24 protein-coding genes and 1 pseudogene are annotated in these 23,790 nt (G+C 47.5%); 17 read left to right on the top strand and 8 right to left on the bottom strand.

Going from position 1 to position 23,790, the window contains the following annotated elements:
* Nucleotides 1-45 precede the first annotated feature (45 nt).
* Together RHH53_RS00785 and RHH53_RS00780 are read left to right on the top strand one after the other, a co-directional pair.
* Nucleotides 46-588 (top strand): rhodanese-like domain-containing protein, encoded by a 543-nt coding sequence (locus RHH53_RS00785; RefSeq protein ID WP_310743946.1) that lies wholly within the window; start codon nucleotides 46-48, stop codon nucleotides 586-588.
* Nucleotides 589-591: 3 nt separating this feature from the next.
* Complete coding sequence (locus RHH53_RS00780; protein WP_310743945.1) at nucleotides 592-1,479, top strand: sulfite exporter TauE/SafE family protein; 888 nt, start codon at nucleotides 592-594, stop codon at nucleotides 1,477-1,479.
* Here RHH53_RS00780 and rbfA read toward each other — a convergent pair.
* Entirely contained in the window at nucleotides 1,476-1,862 is a 387-nt protein-coding gene (rbfA, locus tag RHH53_RS00775) for a 30S ribosome-binding factor RbfA (RefSeq protein ID WP_149820016.1), read from the bottom strand. The genes RHH53_RS00780 and rbfA overlap by 4 nt on opposite strands.
* On the opposite strand from rbfA, the gene RHH53_RS00770 reads away from it, so the two are divergent.
* The 3 genes from RHH53_RS00770 to psbC all read left to right on the top strand — a co-directional run bounded on the left by RHH53_RS00770 (nucleotide 1,861) and on the right by psbC (nucleotide 4,824).
* A complete protein-coding gene (locus RHH53_RS00770) occupies nucleotides 1,861-1,995 on the top strand; it encodes a hypothetical protein (RefSeq protein WP_302678592.1) in 135 nt (44 codons plus the stop codon). The two genes, rbfA and RHH53_RS00770, sit on opposite strands and share 2 nt — an antisense overlap.
* 401 nt (nucleotides 1,996-2,396) lie before the next feature.
* Nucleotides 2,397-3,455 carry a photosystem II D2 protein (photosystem q(a) protein) gene (psbD, locus tag RHH53_RS00765; protein ID WP_206199695.1) on the top strand — a complete coding sequence of 353 codons (1,059 nt, stop codon included), beginning with the start codon at nucleotides 2,397-2,399 and terminating at the stop codon, nucleotides 3,453-3,455.
* Nucleotides 3,439-4,824, top strand: a complete 1,386-nt coding sequence (psbC, locus tag RHH53_RS00760; RefSeq protein ID WP_190278038.1) for a photosystem II reaction center protein CP43 — start codon at nucleotides 3,439-3,441, stop codon at nucleotides 4,822-4,824. Before psbD ends, psbC begins: the two co-directional genes overlap by 17 nt.
* A 67-nt stretch (nucleotides 4,825-4,891) precedes the next feature.
* Here psbC and RHH53_RS00755 read toward each other — a convergent pair whose 3' ends face one another.
* The 6 genes and pseudogenes from RHH53_RS00755 to pseB form a co-directional block, all read right to left on the bottom strand.
* A complete protein-coding gene (locus RHH53_RS00755) occupies nucleotides 4,892-6,091 on the bottom strand; it encodes a lipid-A-disaccharide synthase-related protein (protein ID WP_310743944.1) in 1,200 nt (399 codons plus the stop codon).
* Nucleotides 6,088-7,515 (bottom strand): YdiU family protein, encoded by a 1,428-nt coding sequence (locus tag RHH53_RS00750; protein WP_302678590.1) that lies wholly within the window; start codon nucleotides 7,513-7,515, stop codon nucleotides 6,088-6,090. Before RHH53_RS00750 ends, RHH53_RS00755 begins: the two co-directional genes overlap by 4 nt.
* Before the next feature lie 24 nt (nucleotides 7,516-7,539).
* The gene (locus RHH53_RS00745; RefSeq protein ID WP_310743943.1) at nucleotides 7,540-9,282 is read right to left on the bottom strand and encodes a M48 family metalloprotease; all 1,743 of its coding nucleotides are present in this window, start codon (nucleotides 9,280-9,282) and stop codon (nucleotides 7,540-7,542) included.
* Nucleotides 9,283-9,384: 102 nt separating this feature from the next.
* A pseudogene (locus RHH53_RS00740) lies at nucleotides 9,385-9,489 on the bottom strand (IS630 family transposase); the annotation flags it as partial.
* Nucleotides 9,490-9,652: 163 nt separating this feature from the next.
* Nucleotides 9,653-10,816, bottom strand: a complete 1,164-nt coding sequence (pseC, locus tag RHH53_RS00735; protein ID WP_310743942.1) for a UDP-4-amino-4,6-dideoxy-N-acetyl-beta-L-altrosamine transaminase — start codon at nucleotides 10,814-10,816, stop codon at nucleotides 9,653-9,655.
* Complete coding sequence (pseB, locus tag RHH53_RS00730; protein WP_310743941.1) at nucleotides 10,817-11,845, bottom strand: UDP-N-acetylglucosamine 4,6-dehydratase (inverting); 1,029 nt, start codon at nucleotides 11,843-11,845, stop codon at nucleotides 10,817-10,819.
* A gap of 140 nt (nucleotides 11,846-11,985) precedes the next feature.
* Here pseB and RHH53_RS00725 point away from each other — a divergent pair, with 140 nt between their 5' ends.
* The 5 genes from RHH53_RS00725 to RHH53_RS00705 are packed head-to-tail and all read left to right on the top strand — an operon-like array spanning nucleotide 11,986 to nucleotide 16,822.
* A complete protein-coding gene (locus RHH53_RS00725; RefSeq protein WP_310743940.1) occupies nucleotides 11,986-13,065 on the top strand; it encodes a hypothetical protein in 1,080 nt (359 codons plus the stop codon).
* A 25-nt stretch (nucleotides 13,066-13,090) separates the two neighbouring features.
* Nucleotides 13,091-14,146 (top strand): glycosyltransferase family 2 protein, encoded by a 1,056-nt coding sequence (locus RHH53_RS00720; RefSeq protein WP_310743939.1) that lies wholly within the window; start codon nucleotides 13,091-13,093, stop codon nucleotides 14,144-14,146.
* A 16-nt stretch (nucleotides 14,147-14,162) separates the two neighbouring features.
* Complete coding sequence (locus RHH53_RS00715) at nucleotides 14,163-15,071, top strand: glycosyltransferase family 2 protein (RefSeq protein WP_310743938.1); 909 nt, start codon at nucleotides 14,163-14,165, stop codon at nucleotides 15,069-15,071.
* 31 nt (nucleotides 15,072-15,102) lie between these two features.
* Nucleotides 15,103-15,912: a class I SAM-dependent methyltransferase gene (locus RHH53_RS00710; RefSeq protein ID WP_310743937.1), complete on the top strand. Its 810-nt coding sequence runs from the start codon at nucleotides 15,103-15,105 to the stop codon at nucleotides 15,910-15,912.
* 55 nt (nucleotides 15,913-15,967) lie between these two features.
* On the top strand, nucleotides 15,968-16,822 hold the full coding sequence (locus tag RHH53_RS00705; protein ID WP_310743936.1) for a hypothetical protein: 855 nt from the start codon (nucleotides 15,968-15,970) through the stop codon (nucleotides 16,820-16,822).
* Here RHH53_RS00705 and RHH53_RS00700 read toward each other — a convergent pair.
* Nucleotides 16,819-17,736: a histone deacetylase gene (locus RHH53_RS00700; RefSeq protein WP_310743935.1), complete on the bottom strand. Its 918-nt coding sequence runs from the start codon at nucleotides 17,734-17,736 to the stop codon at nucleotides 16,819-16,821. The two genes, RHH53_RS00705 and RHH53_RS00700, sit on opposite strands and share 4 nt — an antisense overlap.
* A 151-nt stretch (nucleotides 17,737-17,887) precedes the next feature.
* Here RHH53_RS00700 and pseF point away from each other — a divergent pair, with 151 nt between their 5' ends.
* The 7 genes from pseF to pseI all read left to right on the top strand — a co-directional run bounded on the left by pseF (nucleotide 17,888) and on the right by pseI (nucleotide 23,732).
* Nucleotides 17,888-18,595 carry a pseudaminic acid cytidylyltransferase gene (gene pseF, locus RHH53_RS00695; RefSeq protein ID WP_206200628.1) on the top strand — a complete coding sequence of 236 codons (708 nt, stop codon included), beginning with the start codon at nucleotides 17,888-17,890 and terminating at the stop codon, nucleotides 18,593-18,595.
* Nucleotides 18,596-18,674: 79 nt separating this feature from the next.
* On the top strand, nucleotides 18,675-19,319 hold the full coding sequence (locus tag RHH53_RS00690; RefSeq protein ID WP_310743934.1) for a hypothetical protein: 645 nt from the start codon (nucleotides 18,675-18,677) through the stop codon (nucleotides 19,317-19,319).
* 201 nt (nucleotides 19,320-19,520) lie between these two features.
* Entirely contained in the window at nucleotides 19,521-20,576 is a 1,056-nt protein-coding gene (gene pseG / locus RHH53_RS00685; RefSeq protein ID WP_310743933.1) for a UDP-2,4-diacetamido-2,4,6-trideoxy-beta-L-altropyranose hydrolase, read from the top strand.
* A gap of 38 nt (nucleotides 20,577-20,614) precedes the next feature.
* Nucleotides 20,615-21,268 (top strand): formyltransferase family protein, encoded by a 654-nt coding sequence (locus tag RHH53_RS00680; protein WP_310743932.1) that lies wholly within the window; start codon nucleotides 20,615-20,617, stop codon nucleotides 21,266-21,268.
* Nucleotides 21,261-21,986: a PIG-L family deacetylase gene (locus RHH53_RS00675; RefSeq protein ID WP_310453092.1), complete on the top strand. Its 726-nt coding sequence runs from the start codon at nucleotides 21,261-21,263 to the stop codon at nucleotides 21,984-21,986. Before RHH53_RS00680 ends, RHH53_RS00675 begins: the two co-directional genes overlap by 8 nt.
* Nucleotides 21,983-22,708 carry a formyltransferase family protein gene (locus tag RHH53_RS00670; protein WP_310743931.1) on the top strand — a complete coding sequence of 242 codons (726 nt, stop codon included), beginning with the start codon at nucleotides 21,983-21,985 and terminating at the stop codon, nucleotides 22,706-22,708. The genes RHH53_RS00675 and RHH53_RS00670 overlap by 4 nt, the downstream gene beginning before the upstream one ends.
* On the top strand, nucleotides 22,689-23,732 hold the full coding sequence (gene pseI / locus RHH53_RS00665; protein WP_315863522.1) for a pseudaminic acid synthase: 1,044 nt from the start codon (nucleotides 22,689-22,691) through the stop codon (nucleotides 23,730-23,732). Before RHH53_RS00670 ends, pseI begins: the two co-directional genes overlap by 20 nt.
* Nucleotides 23,733-23,790 lie beyond the last annotated feature (58 nt).

The following is a 23,790-nucleotide window of genomic DNA, read 5'->3' as shown; positions in this document are numbered from 1 at the left end:
CCCCTGTCTAGCCAACCCTGAGTAACCACTGGAGAACCAACGACGATGACCACAGCAACGACTGAGTCTCCCCTCATTTCTGCGGCTCAACTGCACGCTGCCCTGCAACGCCAGCAGGTACTGCTCATTGATGTGCGGGAGCCAAGCGAATACAACAATGCCCACATTCCGGGAGCGCTGCTCTGTCCTTTGGCCAATGTGAAGGAACTTGAACCCGCCTGTAATTCTGACACCCCGGTGGTGCTCTACTGTGAATCTGGCCGGCGATCGCGCATGGCCTGCGAAATCCTTGCCAGTCGGGGGTTCACAAATCTGAAAAACCTTGAAGGGGGCATTCAACGCTGGAAACAGGGGGGCTATCCGATCACGGGTGCGGTTAGTGCGCCCATCAGCCTGATGCGGCAGGTGCAAATTGTGGCCGGCAGTCTGATTCTCACGGGAGTGATCTTGGGCTTTACCGTCAATCCGGGATTCTTCTTCCTGTCGGGCTTTGTCGGTGCCGGTTTGGTCTTTGCCGGTGTCACCGGTACCTGTGCCCTAGCGCGGGTTTTGGCACTGCTGCCCTTCAATCGCCCACAGGTGAAATAACCCATGCTGAGCTACTGGATAGGGCATGGGCTGGCGATCGCCATCGGCTTGAGTCTGGGTCTATTGGGGGGCGGCGGTTCTGTCCTTGCCCTGCCAGTGCTGGTCTATGTCATGGGCATTGAAACCAAGGTCGCGATCCCGATGACGCTTGTGATTGTCGGCAGCGTCAGTTTACTGGCAGTCATTCCCCAGTGGCGGCGCGGCTACGTTAATTTGCGTCTGGCACTGATTTTTGGTTCGGCAACCATGATGGGTGCCTATCTCGGGGCGCGACTGGCAGCCTTGCCTTGGATTACCGATACGGTGCAACTCTTACTTTTTGCCGTTGCCATGATGGTGGCGGCTATTTTAATGATTCGGCGGCAACAGCGTCCCCCTGCCCCTGAACTCACCCCGCCGGAACGTTCCCTTGAGAGCCAGCTCTATGCTCCTCCAGTCTGTAAGTACTGTTGGCTGTGGCTACCCACCGAAGGCATTGGTGTGGGTATTCTGACGGGGTTGGTGGGGGTTGGTGGGGACTTTGCCATTGTGCCTGCCCTTGTTTTATTGGGCAAAATTCCAATGCGGCAGGCGATCGGCACCTCACTGCTGATTATCACCGCCAATTCCGTGGCTGCGGTTTGGGGCTATCTGGGCACGGTTAGCTTGGATCCCCACTTAACCCTGACCCTCACCTTAGCCGCCGCTAGCGGTTCTGTTATCGGTAGCTATCTCAGTCACGGCATTTCTGCCAAGCGACTTCAGCAGGGCTTTGGTTACTTCTTAATTGGCATTGCGGCCTTTGTGATCCTGAAAACCCTACTGGCACCTCCCCAGCGCAGCAAAAGCTCCTCCCTACCGCCGAGGCACTACCTTACTGCATCGGTTCCCGCAAGACCAAGCCGCACCTAAGACGCTGTTTCAGGAGTCTCTGCAGCACTCTGCTGTTGCCCAATTTGATTCAGTAGCGAAAGAACGCGACTGCCCCGTTCCAGCGATCGATCCTCAATAAAGACGACCTCCGGTGTCCGCCGCAGGCGAATGCGCTGCCCCAATTCCCGTCGCACAAAGCCTGAAGCCGCTTTCAAGCCGGCCATGGTTGAGCGCCGTACCTCATCGGTGCTGTAGATACTGACGAAGATCTTGGCGTGCTGCAAATCACCGGAAACTTCCACATCGGTGACACTGACCATGCCCGCCCCCACGCGCTCATCGCGGATTTCATACATTAACAACTGGCTCACTTCCCGTTTGATTAATTCTGCTACCCGTGCCACCCGTCGTTCGGTCGCCATGGCGGGCCTCCTTTTCTCGGTTGTTGGCAAAGACTATCCTGCACGTCTCCTATCTTATCAAGACAGCTATCCCTCTGTTTCTGGCGGGTGGGCGATCGCCCAAGACTTTTATGGCAGCAACCGCTGGCAGTAGTGTTACAAAAGTTAACATTTCTTGCTGACGTTCTCTGCCAGTTGAGGCCTGAATTTCTTGCTCTCTTGCCAGATTGCCACCCCTGCTCAAAAATGAGAAAGCTGAGAAGCTAGGCAACAATCACCTTGATATTTCGTAAGAATTCCGCTATCACGTTAATATAGTTCTCCCGCAGCAAATGCTGATGGGAAGCTTAACCTACCCTTGGTGAACGCCAACAGCAACTAGGTAAAACCACCTACTAGCTCAAGCGTTAGCGAGGGATGGGTTTCTTAATTTATGAAGCCAAATTAACAGGATGCTGGAGCGATCGCTCCTAAGTTTTAGAGAGCCGATCACGCCCTACCAGCAACTGTAAGGTTCTAAATCTGGCATCTATATCTGCAAGAGGATTTAATTCCATGACGATCGCAATTGGACGAGCGCCAGCAGAACGGGGATGGTTTGACATCCTCGACGACTGGCTCAAGCGTGACAGATTTGTCTTTGTCGGCTGGTCAGGCATCCTGCTGTTTCCCTGCGCCTACCTTGCCCTCGGGGGCTGGCTGACCGGTACCACCTTTGTGACCTCTTGGTACACCCACGGCCTCGCCTCCAGCTACCTCGAAGGCTGCAACTTCCTCACCGTTGCCGTTTCCACCCCCGCCAACAGCATGGGGCACTCCCTCCTGCTCCTCTGGGGTCCCGAAGCCCAAGGGGACTTCACCCGCTGGTGCCAACTGGGCGGTCTGTGGACCTTTATCGCCCTCCACGGCGCCTTTGGCCTCATTGGCTTCATGCTGCGGCAATTTGAAATTGCTCGCTTGGTGGGCATCCGTCCCTACAACGCCATTGCCTTCAGTGCCCCCATTGCCGTTTTTGTCAGCGTCTTCTTGATGTATCCCTTGGGGCAATCCAGTTGGTTCTTTGCCCCCAGCTTTGGCGTGGCTGCCATCTTCCGCTTCCTGCTGTTCTTCCAAGGGTTCCACAACTGGACTTTGAACCCCTTCCACATGATGGGGGTGGCCGGTGTGCTCGGCGGTGCCCTGTTGTGTGCCATCCACGGTGCCACAGTGGAGAACACCCTCTTCCAAGATGGCGAAGGCGCCAGCACCTTCCGTGCCTTTAGCCCCACCCAATCGGAAGAGACCTACTCGATGGTGACGGCCAACCGGTTCTGGAGCCAAATTTTTGGCATTGCCTTCTCGAACAAGCGCTGGTTGCACTTTTTCATGTTGTTTGTGCCCGTGACGGGGCTGTGGATGAGTGCGATTGGCGTGGTGGGTCTGGCGTTGAACCTGCGGTCTTACGACTTTATTTCGCAGGAGATTCGGGCAGCGGAAGACCCTGAGTTTGAGACCTTCTACACCAAGAACCTGCTCTTGAACGAGGGCATTCGCGCTTGGATGGCGCCCCAAGACCAACCCCATGAAAACTTTGTCTTCCCAGAAGAGGTACTCCCCCGTGGTAACGCTCTCTAGTAACTCGATTTTTGCCACCAATCGCGACCAAGAATCCTCCGGTTTCGCGTGGTGGGCCGGTAATGCTCGTCTGATTAATCTCTCCGGCAAACTCTTGGGTGCTCACGTCGCCCACGCTGGCCTGATCGTTTTCTGGGCCGGTGCCATGACCCTGTTCGAGTTGGCTCACTTCATTCCTGAGAAGCCAATGTACGAGCAAGGGCTGATCCTCATTCCCCACATTGCCACCCTTGGTTGGGGCGTTGGCCCTGGGGGTGAAGTCGTGGACACCTTCCCCTTCTTTGTGGTCGGGGTGGTGCACCTGATTTCCTCTGCTGTTCTCGGCTTTGGTGGGGTTTACCATGCCATTCGTGGCCCTGAAACCCTTGAGGAATACTCCTCCTTCTTTGGCTACGACTGGAAAGATAAAAACAAAATGACGACGATCCTCGGTTTCCACCTGATCGTCCTCGGTATTGGTGCCCTGCTGTTGGTGGCCAAAGCCATGTTCTTTGGTGGCCTCTATGACACTTGGGCACCCGGCGGTGGCGATGTCCGCGTCATTACCAACCCCACCCTTGACCCCACGGTGATCTTTGGCTACCTGCTGAAGTCTCCCTTTGGCGGTGAGGGCTGGATCGTCAGCGTCAACAACCTTGAGGACGTTGTCGGTGGTCACATTTGGATCGGTTTGATCTGCATTGCTGGTGGTATCTGGCACATTCTGACGACGCCCTTTGGTTGGGCACGCCGTGCCTTTATCTGGTCTGGGGAAGCCTATCTGTCCTATAGCTTGGGCGCCCTGTCCATGATGGGCTTCATTGCCACCTGCTTTGTCTGGTTCAACAACACGGTCTATCCCAGTGAATTCTATGGTCCTACGGGTCCAGAGGCCTCTCAGGCTCAGGCAATGACCTTCTTGATCCGTGACCAAAAATTGGGTGCGAACGTCGGTTCGGCTCAAGGCCCCACTGGTCTTGGTAAATACCTGATGCGCTCTCCTACGGGTGAAATCATCTTCGGTGGTGAAACAATGCGCTTCTGGGATTTCCGTGGTCCTTGGTTGGAGCCGTTGCGCGGTCCCAATGGTCTTGACCTGAACAAGATCAAAAATGACATTCAGCCTTGGCAAGAGCGTCGTGCCGCTGAGTACATGACCCATGCCCCTCTGGGTTCTTTGAACTCCGTGGGTGGTGTGGCCACTGAAATCAACTCGGTGAACTTTGTGTCACCCCGCTCTTGGCTGGCTACGTCCCACTTTGTCTTGGCCTTCTTCTTCCTAGTGGGTCACCTGTGGCATGCTGGTCGTGCCCGTGCGGCGGCGGCTGGTTTTGAGAAGGGGATTGACCGTGAGTCTGAACCTGTACTCTCGATGCCGAGCCTTGATTAGAGTCACTGACTTCATCTAACCAAACTCAATCGTCCTTGGCTCCCATCTACGGATGGGGGTCTTTTTTTTAGCAGGACTCAATGCCGAGTATTTTTAACAGTTGCTCAGCAATGCGATCGCTCGCTCCGGGGTCGCCCATGCGTTCTTTGCCATTGGCGGCAATTCGCGCAAGTAAAGTCGCATCTTCCCAAATCTGCCAAAGGGTCGGGATGGTCTCTTGAGGATCATCGAGTAGGAAAATCGAGTCTCCGAGAAGGCGTTTTTGGCGACTAGCAAACTCACGGGTAAACTGGGGGCCTGCACCCGCAAAGGTGATCACGGGTTTCCCTAAGCCCACACACTGCTCTGTGGCTGTGCCGGCGAGGGCAATGCCCCCTTCTGCCCAATGCAGAAATTCACGAAAGTGATGTGAACTTAAAATCAGTTGTTGCTGACCCAACTGCCATGCGCTGGTCTGGGGTAATGCACTGGCGATGGGTTGCCAGCCCTCAAGGCTTTGCTCAAGCATCCGTAAATCAAGGCTGGGACTGACAGCGGCAAGACAGGTCAGCGGCTGATCGGGATAGGGCGCCAGTACCCGTAGGATCTGTTGCCAATTGCGGTAGGCCTCAGGGGCACGAGACCCCGGCAGTAGCACAATGGTTCTAGTCGTAAAAGGCGATCGCTCAGGGGGTGGCATCACTAAGTCCATCATGGGATTGCCACAGTAGTGAACCGTGTAACCGAATTGCCGCAACCCTTTAGCGGTTAACTCATCACGGACAAAAATGCCTCGACAGCGGGGCGATCGCCACAACCATCGCTCCCAAGGCAGGTAGTCACTCCCCGCCCAGCCCATGCCCCAACGATAGGGACGCCCCGTCGTGTCATATAGGTAGTAGTCAGACTTAGCAGTGCCGATAAAACTATAGGTTCCCCCTGTGCCATAGGCCAGCAATAGGGGCACAATATCCCCCACCGCCAACAGATGTCCTCCCGATTGCTGCCAAGCTTGAATGGCGCGAATCTGTGATCCCAAGAGTCCCAGCAAACCTGCCTTGAGATCTCGCCATAGCTGTCGCAGATCCATGTAGATAAAGCCCCCAGAGGGGAGTATTTTTCTAGGCTGCAATACAGGAATTCCCAGCCGCGTATAGGCAGACCCTAAGCCCACCAAGGGCAACGCCATTAGGTCTAAGTGTGGACACCGCTGCCGCAAGGCCTGCAAAATCGAGCTAGCGATCGCATCCTCACCGTGGCCATTACTCAGGCAAAGGAGTCGCTTCATGCCTGCATCAACTCAAGAGCTGTAGTAAATCGTGACCAATCATCCGCCTGATCAATGGCCTGCCAAATGTGTTCGATCTGGGAACGCGTGAGGATGACAAGGGGATTGGCTGCCTGTAGGGTTTGGGGAATTGCCGCCCGCTGCCGTGGGCTGGCTTGCTGAAGTAGCTCAAAATAGGTTCTTTTCCAAACCTCTAGCAATTTCTGATCTGCTGGCGTGAGGGTTGAGCTGTTACGAAAGATATGACTGGGATCTACAGCCCACTCAGGGGAGAATTCCTGCCGTAGGCTGACAAAGAATTGGGGATAACTGATGGTGCTGCGGCTGAGAAAAGCTTGGGTTTCTGCCACCAAGGGATGGCCAATTTCTAGAGGAAGGTCTGCCCAACCGAGGCGTTTGAGCATGAGTTTCAAGTAGGTGGTTTGGCAGCGATCGCCAAAGGTCTTTAGGGCAGCTTGCATTTCCTCAAGGGGCATTACTGAAGACAGAGGGATTTGCAGCTTCTCCAAATTCCAAGCACAAATTGCTGGTTGATTGCCGTAGGCGTAGCGGCCATAGTAGTCAAAGTAGGCGGCTGTAAACCCCAAATCATAGTGCTTCAAAAAGACATAGGGACCATAGTCGAAGCTCTCGCCCGTAATGGCCATATTATCGGTGTTCAAAACCCCATGACAAAACCCCGCCACCAACCACTGCGCCGCCAGATCCGCTGTGCGTGCCACTAGCTCACGATAAAAGGTACAATCCCGTTCCTTGGGGTCTGGGATCTCTAGCAAGTGGGGGTAGTAGTAGTAAATGACGTGGTCGAGTAACCGTCGAATCAAGTCCGGTCGCCGCAGATAGTGGAGCCGCTCAAAGGTACCAAAGCGAATATGGGAACGGCCAAGGCGCACTAAGACACTCGATCGCGTCGGCGATGGCTCATCCCCCCGCCAGAGGGATTCTCCCGTTTCCACCAAACTGAGACTGCGAAAGGTGCTCACCCCCAAGCGATGCAGCAGTTCACTGGCCAAAACCTCACGGACACCGCCTTTGAGCGTCAGCCGACCATCTCCCCCCCGCGAATAGGGTGTGATGCCGGATCCTTTCGTGCCAAGGTCATACAGTTGACCATCCACACCGCGAAACTGACCATAGAGAAACCCTCGGCCATCCCCCAAGCGAGCATTGTATTCCCCAAATTGGTAGCCGTGGTAACGCATCGCTAAAAAAGGTTCACGCCCCTGAAACTGGCCAAAGGCCGCAATAAAGTCAGCATCGGTTACCTTGGCGGGATTCAGACCCATCAGGGGTAAGAGGGCATCATTGCGAAAACGCAGAATATGCTGCGGAAAGGTTGCCGCCTGTACCTCGTCCCAGTACTCTTCCCCTAGGGAGAGAAATGCGGGTTCGTACTCAAGGGTTTGAAAGCAATGTCGAGACATTCAGAACATTCAAAGCGGACTCAGCTATTGCGGCGTCTTGGCAGTTTCCCGTTTGGACTTTTTGGGATTGGGGGGATCCACAAGGGTACGCAAGCGCGCTTGAATTTGTTGATGGCGTTCGACCCCCTCAAAGGCAAAGGGGGTGTACCCGCGATCGCGCATCAAACCACGGATATAGCGAATGCGCTCATTGGTCGGCGGGTGGGTAGAAAACCATGGTAACGGTGGCTCCTGATGACGGTATTCCTTCTTGAGGGTGTGCATGAGGTTAAGTAGGCCATCAGCGGCATAGCCTGCCCTCGCCAGAATCCGTGTGCCCAAAATATCCGCCTCTCGCTCCATTTCTCGACTATAGCTAGTCACGAGAATCCCTGTCACATAGCCACCAGCAGGTAATAACCGCGTCAAGTTGGCAGTGGCCGTGCCTTGGGTGACCAAGCGAAAACCGTGGGAGAGCACCGCGTGGGCAATTTCGTGAGCCAGTAAGCCAGCAAGTTCTGCCTCGGTATTGGCTTTGAGAATTGCACCGGAATTGATAAAAATCTTGCCTCCTGGCAGGGCAAAGGCATTGAGATCATTATCTTTTATCACAAAAAACTCATACTCAAACTCATTGCGACCGGCCACTTTGGCGAGGCGTTGCCCCACTTCATTGACATAGGCTTGAACCTCAGGATCCTCAAGGAGCTTGACTTGGCGGCTAATTTGCTGTGCTGCTGAACGGCCTAGGGCAGATTCTCCCTGCATCATCAAGGCCATCATTTGAATCGAGTCCAAGGATAGTAAGGGATTGCCCGTGAGTGCCACACCCACCAGTCCAGTGAGGGCGCCGACAATCATGCCTTCGCGCAGTTGTCCCTGCAGGCGACGACGGAACCGTTGCATTCGCTCTGCGGCTAGTTGCTGAAATTCGGGTGTGGCGGGGTGGTCAGGATTCAGTAGGGCAAAACGTTGGGCGGCAAGGGCCGCTTCTAGCCACTGTTGCTGGCGATCGTAGAGGGTGACGAGGCTACGTTGAATATCGGGTTGATCAGGATAGAGGCTGGCGGCTTTTTCGAGATGGGCATAGGCCTCTTTGAGGGAACCCTGCTGCGCTAGAAACTCAGCGAAGCGCACTTGGCCGGGGATAAACTCTGGGAATTGCTCCACCAACAGCCGCAGGGGCACGGCTTGGGCACTGTAGAGTTGGGAACCCCCTTGAACTTCTCGCCAATAGACTTGGGCAGCGGGGGGCAGTTGACTAATTTCCAGTACAGCGGGGGGGGTGACACGGGGGGGTGGCAAATCTAGGTCAGCCTTGGCCTTTTGGTAATAGGTTTGGGCTGTGACGGTGTCTCCTAATTGCCAGTGGCGATCGCCCTCCCGTAGAAGTGCTAACCGCGCCTCCTGTGCGGCTTGCTCTGCGGTCAGTTCCACTGTTGTTGGAGCTTCTGAAGAATTGTCAGTCGTTCTTGGTGCAGGTTCCACAGAGGGGGCTGCTGAATCATCCTTGATCTCAGTGCTCGTGGGTAGGGGAGCAGGGGATTCTACAGGCGGAACGACTTCTGCGGGGGGCTGGGGTGGCAGCGGCAATAGATCGACAGCAGAGCCTTCAGATTGCGGCAGGCGAGCTTGGGCAAAGGGGTCTTCTTTAATGAGAGCAATCAACTCCTCCTCTGCTACACCCGTTTGGGGTAGGGACATCTCTGCTGCTCTAACCGGTTCAAGAGCCACTCCTAAAAGAAGAACAACACCCAGCGGCCAGTAGCGTAACCCATCTTTCACCATGAAACTGTCCTCAAGCCACCTGATGCTTTATAGTCTAATCACTAGGCATGGGTGAATTGGGTCTTCGTTAGAATTATAGCTATTCCAATAAAGAATGAGACGCTATTCAGCACAATAATTGCGAATCACTTCATCAATAGAATTGTTTGACCCTGCATACATCCACGCTCGCTTCAACGCACTGAAGTCGTGCTCAATCACATTCAAAGGAGTGACCTCCTACAATTCTTGAAGGCAAGAGGCCTCAAACCTTAAAAGCCCCTAGGGTGAGATGATCGCCAGCAGAGTCAAAACGGGACTTGGGCGATCGCTTTGAGCGGTTGATGCAGGCTTACTTTCGCATAGGGGAGGGGCTGTTTGCGTTGCGGTCTTAAGCCAAGACTTGCTTGAGCGCCTGAATGACTTGATCCTGTTGGGCAAGGGTCAGTCCATAGTACAGAGGCAAGCTAATCGCTTCTTGGTAGTAGGCCTCGGCGTTGGGAAAGTCTCCCCATTGAAAGCCCAATTGCTGATAGTAGGGTTGGGTATGCACAGGAATGTAGTGGAGATTCACCCCAATTCCAAGGGAACGAAGGGCTTCAAAGACTTCGCGATGGGAAGCTTGAATTTGGTCTCGCTTCAGGCGAATGATGTAGAGATGCCAACTGGAGCGGGTATCAGGATGCTGAAAGGGGAGCGTGAGGGGCAAATCCGCAAGAGATTGATGGTAGCGTTGGGCTAAAAAACGGCGCCGCTCGACAAACTGATCGAGGCGTTGCAGTTGCTGTAGGCCGAGGGCCGCTTGCAGGTCGGTCATGCGGTAGTTAAAGCCCAGTTCCAGTTGTTGGTAATACCAAGGGCCGTGGGAGTCGCTCACCATGTGTTGGGGATCGCGGGTAATCCCGTGGCTGCGCAGACGGATGAGTTGCTGGTAGAGGCCTGGATCATTGGTGAGAATGGCACCGCCCTCACCCGTGGTGATAATCTTGACGGGATGAAAGCTAAAAACCGCCATCGTCGAGAATTCACAGCAGCCAATGGGTCGGCCACGGTAGTGACCCCCAAGGGCATGGGAGGCATCTTCGATGAGGGTAAAGCCATAGGTCTGTGCAAGTTCAGCAAGGGCAGCCATCTCACAGGATTGTCCGGCGAGGTGAACAGGAATGACAACCTTGGGAAGCGTCCTTTGCTTTTTGGCAATTGCTAGCTTGTCGGCAAGGGCAGAAACACTCAGGTTATAGGTGTGGGGGTCAATATCAACAAAATCCACCGTGGCACCACAGTAGCGGCCACAATTCGCCGAGGCAACAAAGGTAATCGGCGAGGTCCACAGGCGATCGCCCCCTTGTAGCCCCGCTGCAATACAGGCGAGGTGAAGCGCTGCTGTGGCACTACTAACCACAACGGCATACCGTGCACCACAACAACTGGCCAGTGCTGCTTCAAACTCGGGAACCTTGGGGCCTTGGGTCAGCCAGTCCGATTGCAGGACGTCAACGACAGCCGCAATATCCTCTGGCGTAATGTCTTGGCGACCGTAGGGAATTGTGCCCATTTAGCCCCTGCCTGGGATAAAGTTCGGGTCAACGTGTTGGCGAATCAGAGTGCGCAGCTCCTCGACGCTAAGGAAGCGATCGTTGGTGCCAGAATTATAGCTGAAGCCCGGTTTAACCCGTGTTGCCCCTGTTTGGGCACAGTACTCCTCTAGCGTGAAGCGCCCTTGAATAGGCAAAATGGCATAGTACTGGCCTAAATCAACCGTGGTGTAAGAATCGGAAGTGGTAATCATCTCTTCGTGGATCTTTTCCCCTGGACGGATACCCACAAACTGTTGCTCACATTCCGGGCAAATGGCCTCTGCAACATCGAGAATGCGGTAGGAGGGAATTTTCGGCACAAAGATTTCGCCCCCCCAACTGTGCTGCAGTGCCCACAGTACCATTTCTACCCCCTCTTGGAGGGAGATATTAAAGCGAGTCATGGCTGGATCCGTAATTGGTAGGCAGCCCTCACAGCGCTTTTTCAAGAAAAGAGGAATCACTGACCCCCGTGACCCCATAACGTTGCCGTAGCGAACCACACTGAACCGCAGATCACGACCCGCAAAGTTATTGGCAGCAATGAAGAGTTTGTCACTACAGAGCTTTGTTGCCCCGTAGAGGTTGATGGGGGCAGCCGCCTTGTCGGTGGAGAGGGCAATGACTTGCTTGACACCGGTGTCGAGGCAGGCTTGAATGACGTTTTCGGCCCCCATGACATTGGTGCGAATAAACTCAATGGGGTTATATTCAGCCGCCGGCACTTGCTTCAGGGCAGCCGCATGAACCACAATATCGACCTTGTTCAGAGCCCGGCGTAGGCGATCGCGATCCCTAACATCGCCAATGAAGTAGCGGATACCTGGATACTTTTGGTAGGGGAACTCCTGAGCCATCTCGAACTGCTTTAGCTCGTCACGGCTGAAAATGACAAGACGTCGAATATCAGGGAACTGCCGCAACACCTCCTTGACAAACGCACGGCCAAACGACCCTGTGCCCCCCGTCACAAGTACGCTGCTCTCTTTCGTTAATCCTTGAGGCATTCTTGTAGATCCTCTCCACTATGCTTCAAGCCATCAATCGCAAAAAATCCCGTCGAGCGACCACGGCGAGCTTGCTCTTGACAACTGCCTTGAAAATCAGTTAAATTGAGGTATTTTAATTATCATAACGTAAATAAAGCATGAAGAAGCCTATCAAACCTCAAAAAATTTGGCCAAACTATGAGGATATAAATCCTTTCGAGGGTTTTGATGATGCATATCTCGAATATATCTGTTCGGAAAAAGTAGATACTAGAATTAAGAGTAATTTTGCAAGACTTCCTGCTCTATTTTGGCCTACAGAGCTTTATAGTTTTGGTCGTTGCTATCGTTTATGGTTAAAGTGGCCTGATATATTACCAATACCGGTCTACGGAGATCATGGTGTAGCACTTTCAGGGGAGCTTCAGGAACATGAGATAAACAATAAAGCTGCTTACTACCTATCTTGGTATAAACAGAGAGTTATTAGTATTGAAAGATACCAAATTAAGAAGGTAGTTCATATAACACATCCATGGGTGATGTATAGAAAAATAGCTGGTTATAATCTAAAGGAAAAAGCAAAAGGCACTTTGATTTTTTATCCACATTCCAATGATGGAATTGAGATCATAGATTATGATTGGGATGAGTACTTCCACAATCTGGAATCATTAAAAGATCGCTATAAACCATTTGTTATATGTATGCATATGCATGATGTGAAAAAGGGTTACCATAAGAAGCTTAGAAAGTACAATATACCAATAGTCAGCGCAGGCGAAACACTAAGTCCGCTGTTTGTAGATAGGTTTTATGACTTAGTCTCCAATTTTCTTTATGCAACATCACCAACAGGTGGTAGTGAGTTGTTTTATTGTGAAGAAATAGGAGTTAAATACTTTATACTTGGTAAAGAGCCAGTCTACTACAATTTTTCTCATCCTCAAAATCCATTGGATGTGATTAAGCCAAGAGATGAAGTGGCAATGATATCGCATCAAATCAAGAAAGAATTATTCTCTAGCTTACCTCCAGAAAACAGTTACGAGAAAAAGCAATTTGTAAGTGATGTATTAGGGTTAGAATTGGACTCGTTAGCAATCGCTAAAATATTAAAGACAATATTTTTTATTGAGATGATCAGGCTTTTACCGGCAGTATCTCTAAATATCCTACTTAGGCTGAAATCTAATTTATTTTTTAGGATTAAATCGCTATTTAATTCTAAATATTAACCGCAAGTTTATCTATAGTGTAGCCATGTATCCAAGGAAAAAACTTGAGTTTCTTATTCCATCATATAAAAGACTAGAAACACTAGTAAGAGCGATACAGTCTATAACAACTCAGGTTAAACAATTTGAATTGGCTGGCAAAGTAAGTGTTGTGGTCGTTGATGACTGTACTCCGAACTTTAGCTGCGATGAAATAAGAAGGCAAGTCGATATATTACCAGAAATAGTTGATATAAGGACTAATACTTATAACAAAGGTATGAGCCTAAATATTCGTGATATGGTCTTTGAATCTTCTGCTGACTTCGCGTGCATCCTAACTGATGATGACTACTTACAGCCGAACATCTTAATTGATATAATTAATTTCATAGATAACTTAACTAGCTACGAAAATAACACAAATGTACAAATAGGTTCATTTTTTGTGCCAAGATATTCATACTTAGAAGATGGTTCTCTTCATTGTGTAGTGTGTAAGCCATTTGAGCGAGATACCTTAATACCGTGTGGAACCATAAACTCAATTCGCTATTTACATAATGGATTTATATTAACTGGGCTTTTCTTCAGGCCTAAACTGATAAACTTCAGTTTGTGGAATGAAAATATTGAAAATGCTTATTTTCCAGTCATTTATTTTTTTGATTTACTATTAAAATATAATTGCTTCTTCATTAATAGAAACTGGTTTGTTCATACAGTTCTTAATAGGTGTCACTGGGAAGCGTGGGGAGCAACAGATTACGAAAGGACAAAGCGGCTGTACACTGACTACATGAAGGTTATTACTGTTTGCACTAATATATCTATTGATTACGATAAAAGAACTACAAGTACTTATATTCATTACCTTAAAAAAATCTTTATCCTTATAGAAGAAACTAAGAATTACCGAAACCAAATTAAGAGTGTTATCCGTTCTGGTCTATCTCTAGTAGATATAAAGGGTGTCAATGACCTTACAAAGCAAAGGCTGACATTTCGTTTAGCAGTCGTGATAAGCTACATTGATTTGATTTTATTTCGATTTATCTTAAAATTTATTCGGAATTTACGAATCTTGACCTATGATAAGTAGCCCGGTATTACTTGTAGTGTTTAATCGCCCCAAAACCACTGCAAAAGTGTTTGAAGCGATTTGTCAAGTGAAACCCAGAAGGTTATATATAGCTGCAGATGGTCCTAGACCTAACTATGACGGTGAAGCAGAGAAAGTTAGACAGGTCAGGGAGATTGTTACGCAAGTAGATTGGCCTTGTGAAGTTAAAACTCTTTTTAGAGAGAAGAACCTAGGATGCAAGGTAGCGGTCAGTAGTGCTATTACTTGGTTTTTTGAGCACGAAGAAAAGGGGATTATTCTAGAAGATGACTGTTTGCCCCATCCTGACTTTTTTAGGTTTTGTGATGAATTGCTTGAATACTACGAACAAGACGAACGAGTTTGGGTTATCACGGGAAACAACTTTCAGGATGGGCAGTGGCGTGGAAAAGCTAGCTATTATTTCTCTAAATATAATCACTGCTGGGGTTGGGCTACGTGGAAACGGGCATGGTCTAAATACGACGTAAACATCTCATTTTGGCCGGCGTGGAGCAAATCATCAGCGTGGCAAAATCTTCACTTTAACTCTGTTGAGGAGGGATACTGGCGTAAGATTTTTAATCGAGTGTATTCAAGTGAGATTAATACATGGGACTATCAATGGACGGCCTGTGTCTGGTATCATGGCGGGTTAACGGCAACACCCAATGTTAATCTTGTAAGTAATATTGGTTTTGGTTCTGATGCAACTCATACAAAGACTGCAGGTCATATTCATGCAAACTTGCCCGTTTTTCCAATAGGAGAGATTCAACATCCAAGTGAAGTGGCTGTTGATGTAGAAGCAGATAAGTATACCTTCAATGATACCTTCAATGAGCATTTTGGTGGTAAGTTTATACACTCGCCATTGAGTGTAATTAGGCTATTGAAGGAAAAACTTTATCGTTTTATTTTTTAAATCAAGTTCTTAGGGAGTAGTAATTGTAAAAATGAGTACATATTATCAGCTTAATAAAATATGTCCTATTTGTGGGAGTAGCCTAGAGTTTTGCTTTTCTCATCAAGTATTAGATAAGTATTTTGCTAAATATTACTTCTGTAAAACATGTGGCTATCTAAAAGCTGATGATCCCTTTTGGTTAGGTGAAGCATATTCATCAGCCATAAGTAAAGCAGATACAGGAATTCTGATCCGTAATTTATCTTTACTTCCTAAAGTTGCATCAATTTTATACTGGCTTTTTAATGAAAGAGGGGAAGGCAGGTATCTAGATATTGCTGGTGGATATGGTATACTAACTCGCTTAATGCGTGATATTGGTTTTGATTGCTATTGGAATGATAAGTACTGCCAAAATTTATTTGCACGCGGTTTTGAATATACTAGTGAGCTAGGGTGTTGTAAGGCTGTCATAGCTATTGAAGTAATGGAACATTTGGTTGATCCATTAACTTTCATGAAGGAAACAATTGCAATGAGTTCTGCCGAAACAATTATTTTCACAACTGAGCTTTTTTCCGGAGATTCACCTCCACCAATCAGCTGGTGGTATTATGTATTTAAAACAGGCCAGCATATTAGCTTTTTTCAAGCAAAAACTCTTGCTAAATTAGCAAATTTACTTAATATGAACTTTTATAGCTCAAACGGTATACATATGTTTACTCGTAAAAATTTGAATAGACTTGCTTTTCACCTTCTAACAACTAGATTTATCAGCCTTGCATCATTCTTAATAATCAAGAAACTAATGCAGTCAAGAACTTTACCTGATCATTACTTAATGCTTAATGATTAAATAACCTCAAGAAAACTAATTCAAACTTTAAAAATTCTAACTAAGGTGATCAGCAATGATAAACCTGTTAATCACTGGAACAGTCCGTAACGTTGGAAATAGTATCTTAAAAAGAGTATTAAAACTAGAAAAGAATCTAAAATCTGCTTTTGATACAAAATGGTTAATTATTGAATCGGATAGTGAAGATGACACTATTGTTGAGTTATTGAAACTAAAACAACTGGTTTCAAATTTCGAATTTATTAGCTTAGGAAGACTACAGGAAAAGATACCTCTTAGAACACAACGACTTGCTTATTGCAGAAATTTATACCTACAGAAGCTAAAAGAATCACCTAAGTATGAGAATATTGACTATGTCATGGTTATTGATCTAGATGAAGTAGGTGACCAACTAACCCAAGAATCTATTTCTAGTTGCTTCGAGAGAAGCGATTGGGATGTTTGTTGTGCTTGCCAAAATGGACCCTATTATGACATTTGGGCATTGCGTCATTATTTATGGTCTCCCAATGACTGCTGGAAGAGTTACCAATTCCTAATAAACCACGGCTCTAGTAGGTATACAGCTTTAACCTCTGCTGTATATAGCCGAATGTTAAACATATCTAAATGCAAGGATTGGATAGAAGTCGATTCCGCATTTGGTGGATGTGCAATTTATAAGAAACATATTTTGCTAGATGTTTTATATTGTGGAACAAATGAAAATAACGAAGAAGTATGTGAACATGTTGAGCTTCACAGGCAAATAAAACAAAAAGGGGGACGTATTTTTATTAATCCTAGGTTTATTAATGCTAGAGTTATTGAACATTCAATTTATGCAACTCATTTGGGCTTGGTTAGGCTTTGGCTTAAGGATTTTATTAAGTCTGTAATGGCTTTATTTTCTGGACGATTTTAGAGGCGAGCAACTACCTCGACAGCACTGACTACTGATCGCCCCAAGGCATTAAGGTTGTACCCTCCCTCCAAGCCAATGACAATACAGTGAGTGATCTGCAAGCACTGGTGCATCATCCAGCCATAGTCTGCCTCCTGTAATTCAATGCTAGAAAGGGGATCATCGCGGTGGGCATCATAGCCCGCACTGATGATGAGCACATCTGCGCCAAATTGCTGCAAAAAGGGCATGACTTGATCTTGAAAAGCAGTGCGATAGGCCGCTCCAGTGGAGCCTGTGGGCATGGGTAAGTTGAGGACGTTGTTGTGGTGCCCGCGATCGCTCCCCTCTCCTGTATAGGGATAGGCAGGAAACTCATGAAGTGAACAATAGGCAATCTGAGGATGATCTTGAACCAGTGCTTGGGTACCATTGCCGTGGTGGACATCCCAATCGAGAATTGCGACTCGTCTTATCCTTGGCAGACTGAGGGCATAGTGGGCAGCAATGGCTGCATTCGCTAGTAGGCAAAAGCCCATTCCCCGCTCCCGCAACGCATGGTGGCCGGGGGGGCGTGCCAAAACAAAAATCGGTTGCTGCCGCTGTACAGCTAAATCTACCCCATCGAGCCACGCCTGTACTGCTAACCGCGCCACGCGATCGCTCTGGTCATTGAGGTAGGTATCGGGATCTAGCCAGCCGCCCCCTTGTGCTGCAATCCGCGTTAATTGGTCTAAATACACCCGACTATGTACCTTTTCCAACCAAGGAGTTAATCCTTCTCCGACAGGTGTAGGTTCACGCCATTCTGCTGCTGGAAATGCTGCCTCTAAGTGCTGACGGATGGCCACTAACCGTTCGGGTCGCTCAAAGTGAAACTGGCGGCAGCGGTGTTCGAGGAAGCGATCGCTATAGATAAAGACAGGGGAAAACATAATTTAATCCATCCAGATCTGCCCATGCCTTATTGACAAGAGCTTGACACTGCTCTTGCGTTCACGCATAAAAATCGGTATTGTAGAGCGCAGGATGACTCATAAAGAGAACCAGTAAACTACTGACAAACTATACCGCAACCCTAACATAATGAAAGTCGCGATTATTCCTGCGCGGGGAGGAAGCAAGCGAATTCCTCGCAAAAACATCCGTAACTTCTGTGGAAAGCCGATGATTGCTTACGCGATCGCGATCGCTCAAGACTCCTGCTTATTTGATCGCATCGTTGTTTCTACTGAAGACCCAGAGATTGCTATTATTGCTTCTCAATGGGGTGCAGAGGTTCCTTTTGTGCGGCCAGCTTCCCTAGCTGATGACTATGCAGGCACCACACAAGTCATTGCTCATGGTATTCAAGTATTGCAAGAGCAGGGTTATCATCCTGAACTAGTGTGCTGTATTTACCCCGCTGTTCCTTTGCTACAGGCTGATGATCTCAAAGCTGCCTTAAACATGCTACTGAGTTCTAATGCTCCCTATGTTTTTCCCGTGACGATCTTTCCTTCTCCCATACAGCGAGCTTTACGACGACATCCATCTGGTCAGATGGAGCCTTTTTATCCAGAGTATGAGCAAGAACGTACTCAGGATTTAGAGCCTGCTTATTATGATGCAGGTCAGTTCTACTGGGGCAAAACTGAAGCATGGCTTGCAGACATCAGTATTCATCAGCAAGGTATTGGTCTTGTCATTCCCCAGTGGCGGGTTGTGGATGTCGATACCCTTGAGGATTGGCAGCGTGCCGAACTTCTGTATAAAGTACTGTACTCTACCGAAGTGGTGCAGGATTCATGGTAGTCGTTTTCTACTGGGGCTTTTCTTATCTAGGCTGTTTGAAAAACAGAACTAATACCATTGTTCAGGAAACATTATTTATATGCGAAGGTTAGGTAATATTGCGATTAGGGTAGAGGCTAATTCAGAGATCGGCCTAGGACACTTACGACGTTGTTTAACCTTAGCAAAACAGTTATTTGAAGATGGCTTTTGTGTCTACATTGTTTCTCTTTCGTCAATTAGCCACGATCTTTTACAGGGTTTTCATCATATTTGTATGAGAAACATTTATAGGAATCTGGCCAAAAGTAATATATTTGCTAATAACTTTAATAAAGAATTACTTGATGCTGAATGTACATTAATAGCAATTAGAAACTTGTCAATTGATTGGGTAGTACTAGATAGCTATAATTTGGGGATTTCGTGGGAACAACGAGTTGCTGAATCTGGATACAAAATACTTGTGATTGATGATTTTCGTAATAAAGAACACTATGCAGATATAGTATTGAGTGATATTGATATTCCTTTTGATAAAAATCTGCTAAAGAAATCAACTAATTGTCATCAATTAGTAGGCTTAAGATATGCACTAATTGATTCACATTTTATTGCTGTAAAGAATAGTGATCAAGACTGTACTGTACAAGATAATAGAAAGAAAATTCTGATTTCCTATGGTGGAAGTGATCCTACAGGAGAGACAATTAAAGTGCTAAAATCAATAAAGTTACTAATCTAGCACGAGGCTATTTGGCAACCAACGCCGTATATGTTTGCACAGAGCATACACCGGAGATCATTCAGAGCTATGGTCAAGCCCTAGATGAAGTCTTTGGTCTCATCAAAGAGTGTGAAGAGGGTCGGGATGTCAAGACCCTGCTAAAGGGATCAATCTGCCATGCAGAGATGCGAAGACTCAACTAGGGAGGAGGGCTAGGAAATGCTCATTGTTTTCCGTGCCGACTCGGCAACCCACATTGGCACTGGCCACATCATGCGGTGTATGACATTGGCAACAGCGCTGCGTGAGCAAGGGGCAACCTGTATTTTCATTTGTCGCAACCATCCAAACAATATCATCGCCCTTGTGCAGAAAAAGGGCTTTAGGGTCTATGAGCTGCCAAGGGGAGCTGAACCCACAACAGCGGCTGACCTAGGCGTGCCTCAACAAGTGGATGCAGCACAAACCAAGCAAATTATCGAAAGTCTAGAGGCAACCCCTGACTGGCTGGTTGTCGATCACTACGGCATTGATAAGGCGTGGGAGCAGCAGTTGCGCCCAGTGGTCAAGCAAATTTTTGTCATTGATGACCTTGCCAACCGCTTCCATGATTGTGATGTCTTGCTGGATCAAAACTATACACATCGCTGGGATCGCTACGTCGGCTTAGTTCCTCCGCACTGTTGCCAGTTGCTAGGGCCTGAGTACGCTCTCCTCAGATCAGAGTTCATCGCTGCCCGCGAAAAATTGGAGCGACAAGGACGCCCACCGTTTGATCCACGTAAGGTACTGGTCTTTTTTGGCGGGATGGATCCCCAGAACTACACAACCCGAGCCCTGCAAATCCTGCGGGAAATTGGGGATTTTGCCCCTGAAGTGGTGATTGGTGGAGCCAACCCTCACCGTGCGGAAGTGGAATCGCAAATGCAGTATTTCCCTGAAGGACAGTTGCATATTCAAACAGATCAAATGCCCGACATTATGTTAAGGTGCTCATGGTACTTGGGGTCTGGAGGTTCTATTACATGGGAGCGAATGTGCCTTGGTTTGACGGGAATTGTTGTAGTGACCTCTGATAATCAAATAGAGTTCTGTGAAGCTTTATGGGAGAAAGGCTTCCATAAACTGTGCTTCCATTTATCATTTTGTGCTGTTTTAGAATTCTTTAATCAAATGATCAAAGATAAAAGTGGTTTCGAAAGACTGGGAAAGAGGTGTGAATTTGTAGATGCAAAAGGATGTTACCGTTCAGCTAAGATAATAAGCTATAGTTAAAATAATGATAAATTTTTGAAAAAAACTAGTTGTGGGTTATGAAGATTAGTATTTTGTCTCAGAAAGAATCATGGATTAATGATTACTTAAGTAGGTGGATATTGGATTTATCTGGTGAGCATGAGATTAGTTGGGTGCATCGGCAGGATGCGCTGAAGGGGGGTGATATTCTTTTTATATTATCTTTTTGGAGCATAGTTGCTCGTAGGTATATTGAACAATTTTCCTCAGCTGTTGTCGTTCATGAAAGTGATTTACCAAAAGGTCGTGGATGGTCTCCGGTATCTTGGCAAATCTTAGAAGGCAAGAATATAATTCCAATCACTTTGTTTAGGGCAGCTGAGAAAGTTGACTCAGGTGAGATTTACTTAAGAGACCAAATAGAATTAGAAGGGCATGAACTTATTGATGAAATAAGGAAGAAGCAAGCAATGAAAACAATAGAATTATGTAAAAAATTTATCGAATCATATCCAGATATTTTAGAAAAGGGAATTCCTCAAAAAGGAGAGGTAACATATTATAGGAAGAGGACACCAGAGGATTCTCGTTTGGATATATCGAAAACGCTTCATGAGCAATTTAACCTTTTTAGAATTGCAGATAATGAAAAGTATCCTGCTTTTTTTGATTACAAAGGCCAGCGTTACATCTTAAAAATATCAAAATTTAGTTCAATGAAAAATGACTAGTTATTTTAGAAAAAGATCGGTATTAGTCGTTGCTGCCCATCCTGATGATGAAATTCTTGGCTGTGGTGGCACGATAGCTTTACATGCTGCCCACGGGGATAAAGTGACTACTCTAATCTTGGCCGAAGGCCTAACCAGTCGGAGCGCCAAGCGAGATATTGAAGAATGGGAGGAGGCACTGGAGCAACTGAAGGAAACAGCACGAAGGGCTGGGGAAGTGGTAGGGTGTAGGGATGTGCGCTTTGGTGGCTTTCCAGATAATCGGATGGACAGCGTGGACTTGCTGGATGTTGTGAAAGTAATTGAGGGAGTAATAGATGACATTCGTCCAGAAGTAATCTATACTCATCACTACGGCGATCTCAATATTGATCACCGTATTACCCATGAAGCAGTTATGACAGCAGTACGCCCCTTGCCCGGTAGTTCGGTAAAGCAGATTCTGTTCTTTGAGGTACCCTCTGCCACTGGATGGAATACACCAACGGCTTCTAATACTTTTATTCCGCAGTACTTTGTGAATTTATCCGAGAAAGTGAATGATACTGAAAATGCACTTGACCTTAAGTTGAGAGCATTGGACATGTATTCTAAAGAGATGCGTCAATATCCTCACTATCGCTCTATAGATGTGGTAAAGTACCTAGCCTATATTCGTGGCTCATCCGTGGGTCTTTTTAGTGCAGAAGCATTTCAGGTTGGGAGAATCATAAGATGAGCAATGACTGTATTGTGATTGTTACGAATAGAGAAAGAAATAAGTTTTTAGTCGATTCAATTTCAAGAAAAATCAAAGCTAAAACACATTTAATTCAAAAAGAATCAGATTTTACCCATGATAATTTATCTGAGCTGTCGCCTCGCTGGATCTTTGTACCCCATTGGTCAAAATTAATTCCAGCAGAAATCTATGAGAACTTTCAAGTCGTCATTTTTCATATGACTGATCTTCCTTTTGGACGTGGAGGAAGTCCGCTACAGAACTTAATTATGCAAGGATTTGAAAGTACTTTTATCTCTGCTATTCAGTGTACTAAAGAATTGGATGGAGGACCAATTTACCTAAAGGAGCCACTTAGCCTTCACGGAACTGCTGATGAGATACTAATTCGTGCTAGTAAGATCATTGAGAACATGATCATCAGGATTATAAAGAAAAATCCATCTCCCACACCCCAAATCGGAACCCCTACTTACTTCAAGCGACGCAAACCCGATGAAAGCAGAATTGATATCAGTCAAATATCATCTCTTGAAAGTCTGTACAACTTTATTCGAATGCTAGATGGTGAGGGGTATCCGCCAGCTTTCCTAGAAATTGGTAATTTTCGTATTTCTTTCCGTTCACCCCACCTCCGCTATGGTTATATTGAAAGTCAAGTTAAAATTGAGCAAGTAAAGTCTCCTACGTTAGATAATGATGAGCAAAATCAATATTAATAAACTCCAAACCACTGTTCCCTTCATCATTGCCGAAATGTCGGGTAATCATAATCAATCCTTAGAGAGAGCGTTAGCTATTGTTGAAGCTGTAGCAAAAGCTGGCGCCCATGCCGTCAAACTTCAGACCTACAGGGCTGATACAATCACAATCTCCTGTGAAAAACCTGATTTTTTCATTAGTGACAAGACCAGTCTTTGGCAAGGGGAATATCTCTACAATCTCTACCAAAAAGCCTATACCCCTTGGGAGTGGCACGAACCCATCTTCAAGCGTGCCCAAGAACTGGGTTTAATTGCCTTTAGCACCCCTTTTGATCTAACAGCAGTTGATTTTCTTGAAGAGTTGGATTGCCCAATCTATAAGATTGCTTCCTTTGAAAATGTGGACTTAGGACTGATCCGTCGGGTCGCCCAAACGGGCAAGCCCATCATTATGTCTACAGGGATGGCAACTCTTGCGGAACTGGATGAAGCGGTGCGAACAATTCGGGCAACCGGCAATGATCAGATTGTCTTGCTCAAATGTACTAGCACTTATCCTGCGAGTCCAACGGATTCTAACTTACGGACAATTCCGCACCTAAGGGAACTCTTTGGCTGTGAAGTGGGGCTATCGGATCACACGCTGGGCATCGGTGTCGCAGTAGCGGCGGTGGCTCTAGGGGCAACGGTCATTGAAAAGCACTTTACGCTGAGTCGTGCTGAGGGCGGGGTAGATGCCGCCTTTAGTTTGGAACCCCACGAAATGAAACTGCTGGTGGAGGAAACGCAGCGGGCTTATCAAGCGCTGGGGCGGGTGCACTATGGGCCTACGGAGGCGGAGAAAAAGTCGCTGGTGTATCGCCGCTCACTGTACTTTGTCAAAGATATGGTGGCAGGGGAAGTGATTACGCCAGAGTGTATTCGTTCGATTCGCCCTGGGTATGGGTTGCCTCCTAAATACTATGAGGTACTGCTGGGCAAGCGAGTGAATCAGGCCATTGAGCGGGGTACGGCTGTTTCATGGGAGCATATTGGCTGAGTTTGTACTATCTGTTGTAGTATTGGCCATAATAAGCAAATAATATGGTTCTTTAGAT

Origin of the sequence: Thermosynechococcus sp. PKX82, from assembly GCF_031583255.1 — a bacterium.
In the GTDB taxonomy this organism is placed as follows: Bacteria; Cyanobacteriota; Cyanobacteriia; order Thermosynechococcales; family Thermosynechococcaceae; genus Thermosynechococcus.
This window is presented reverse-complemented; position numbering and strand designations above follow the sequence as displayed.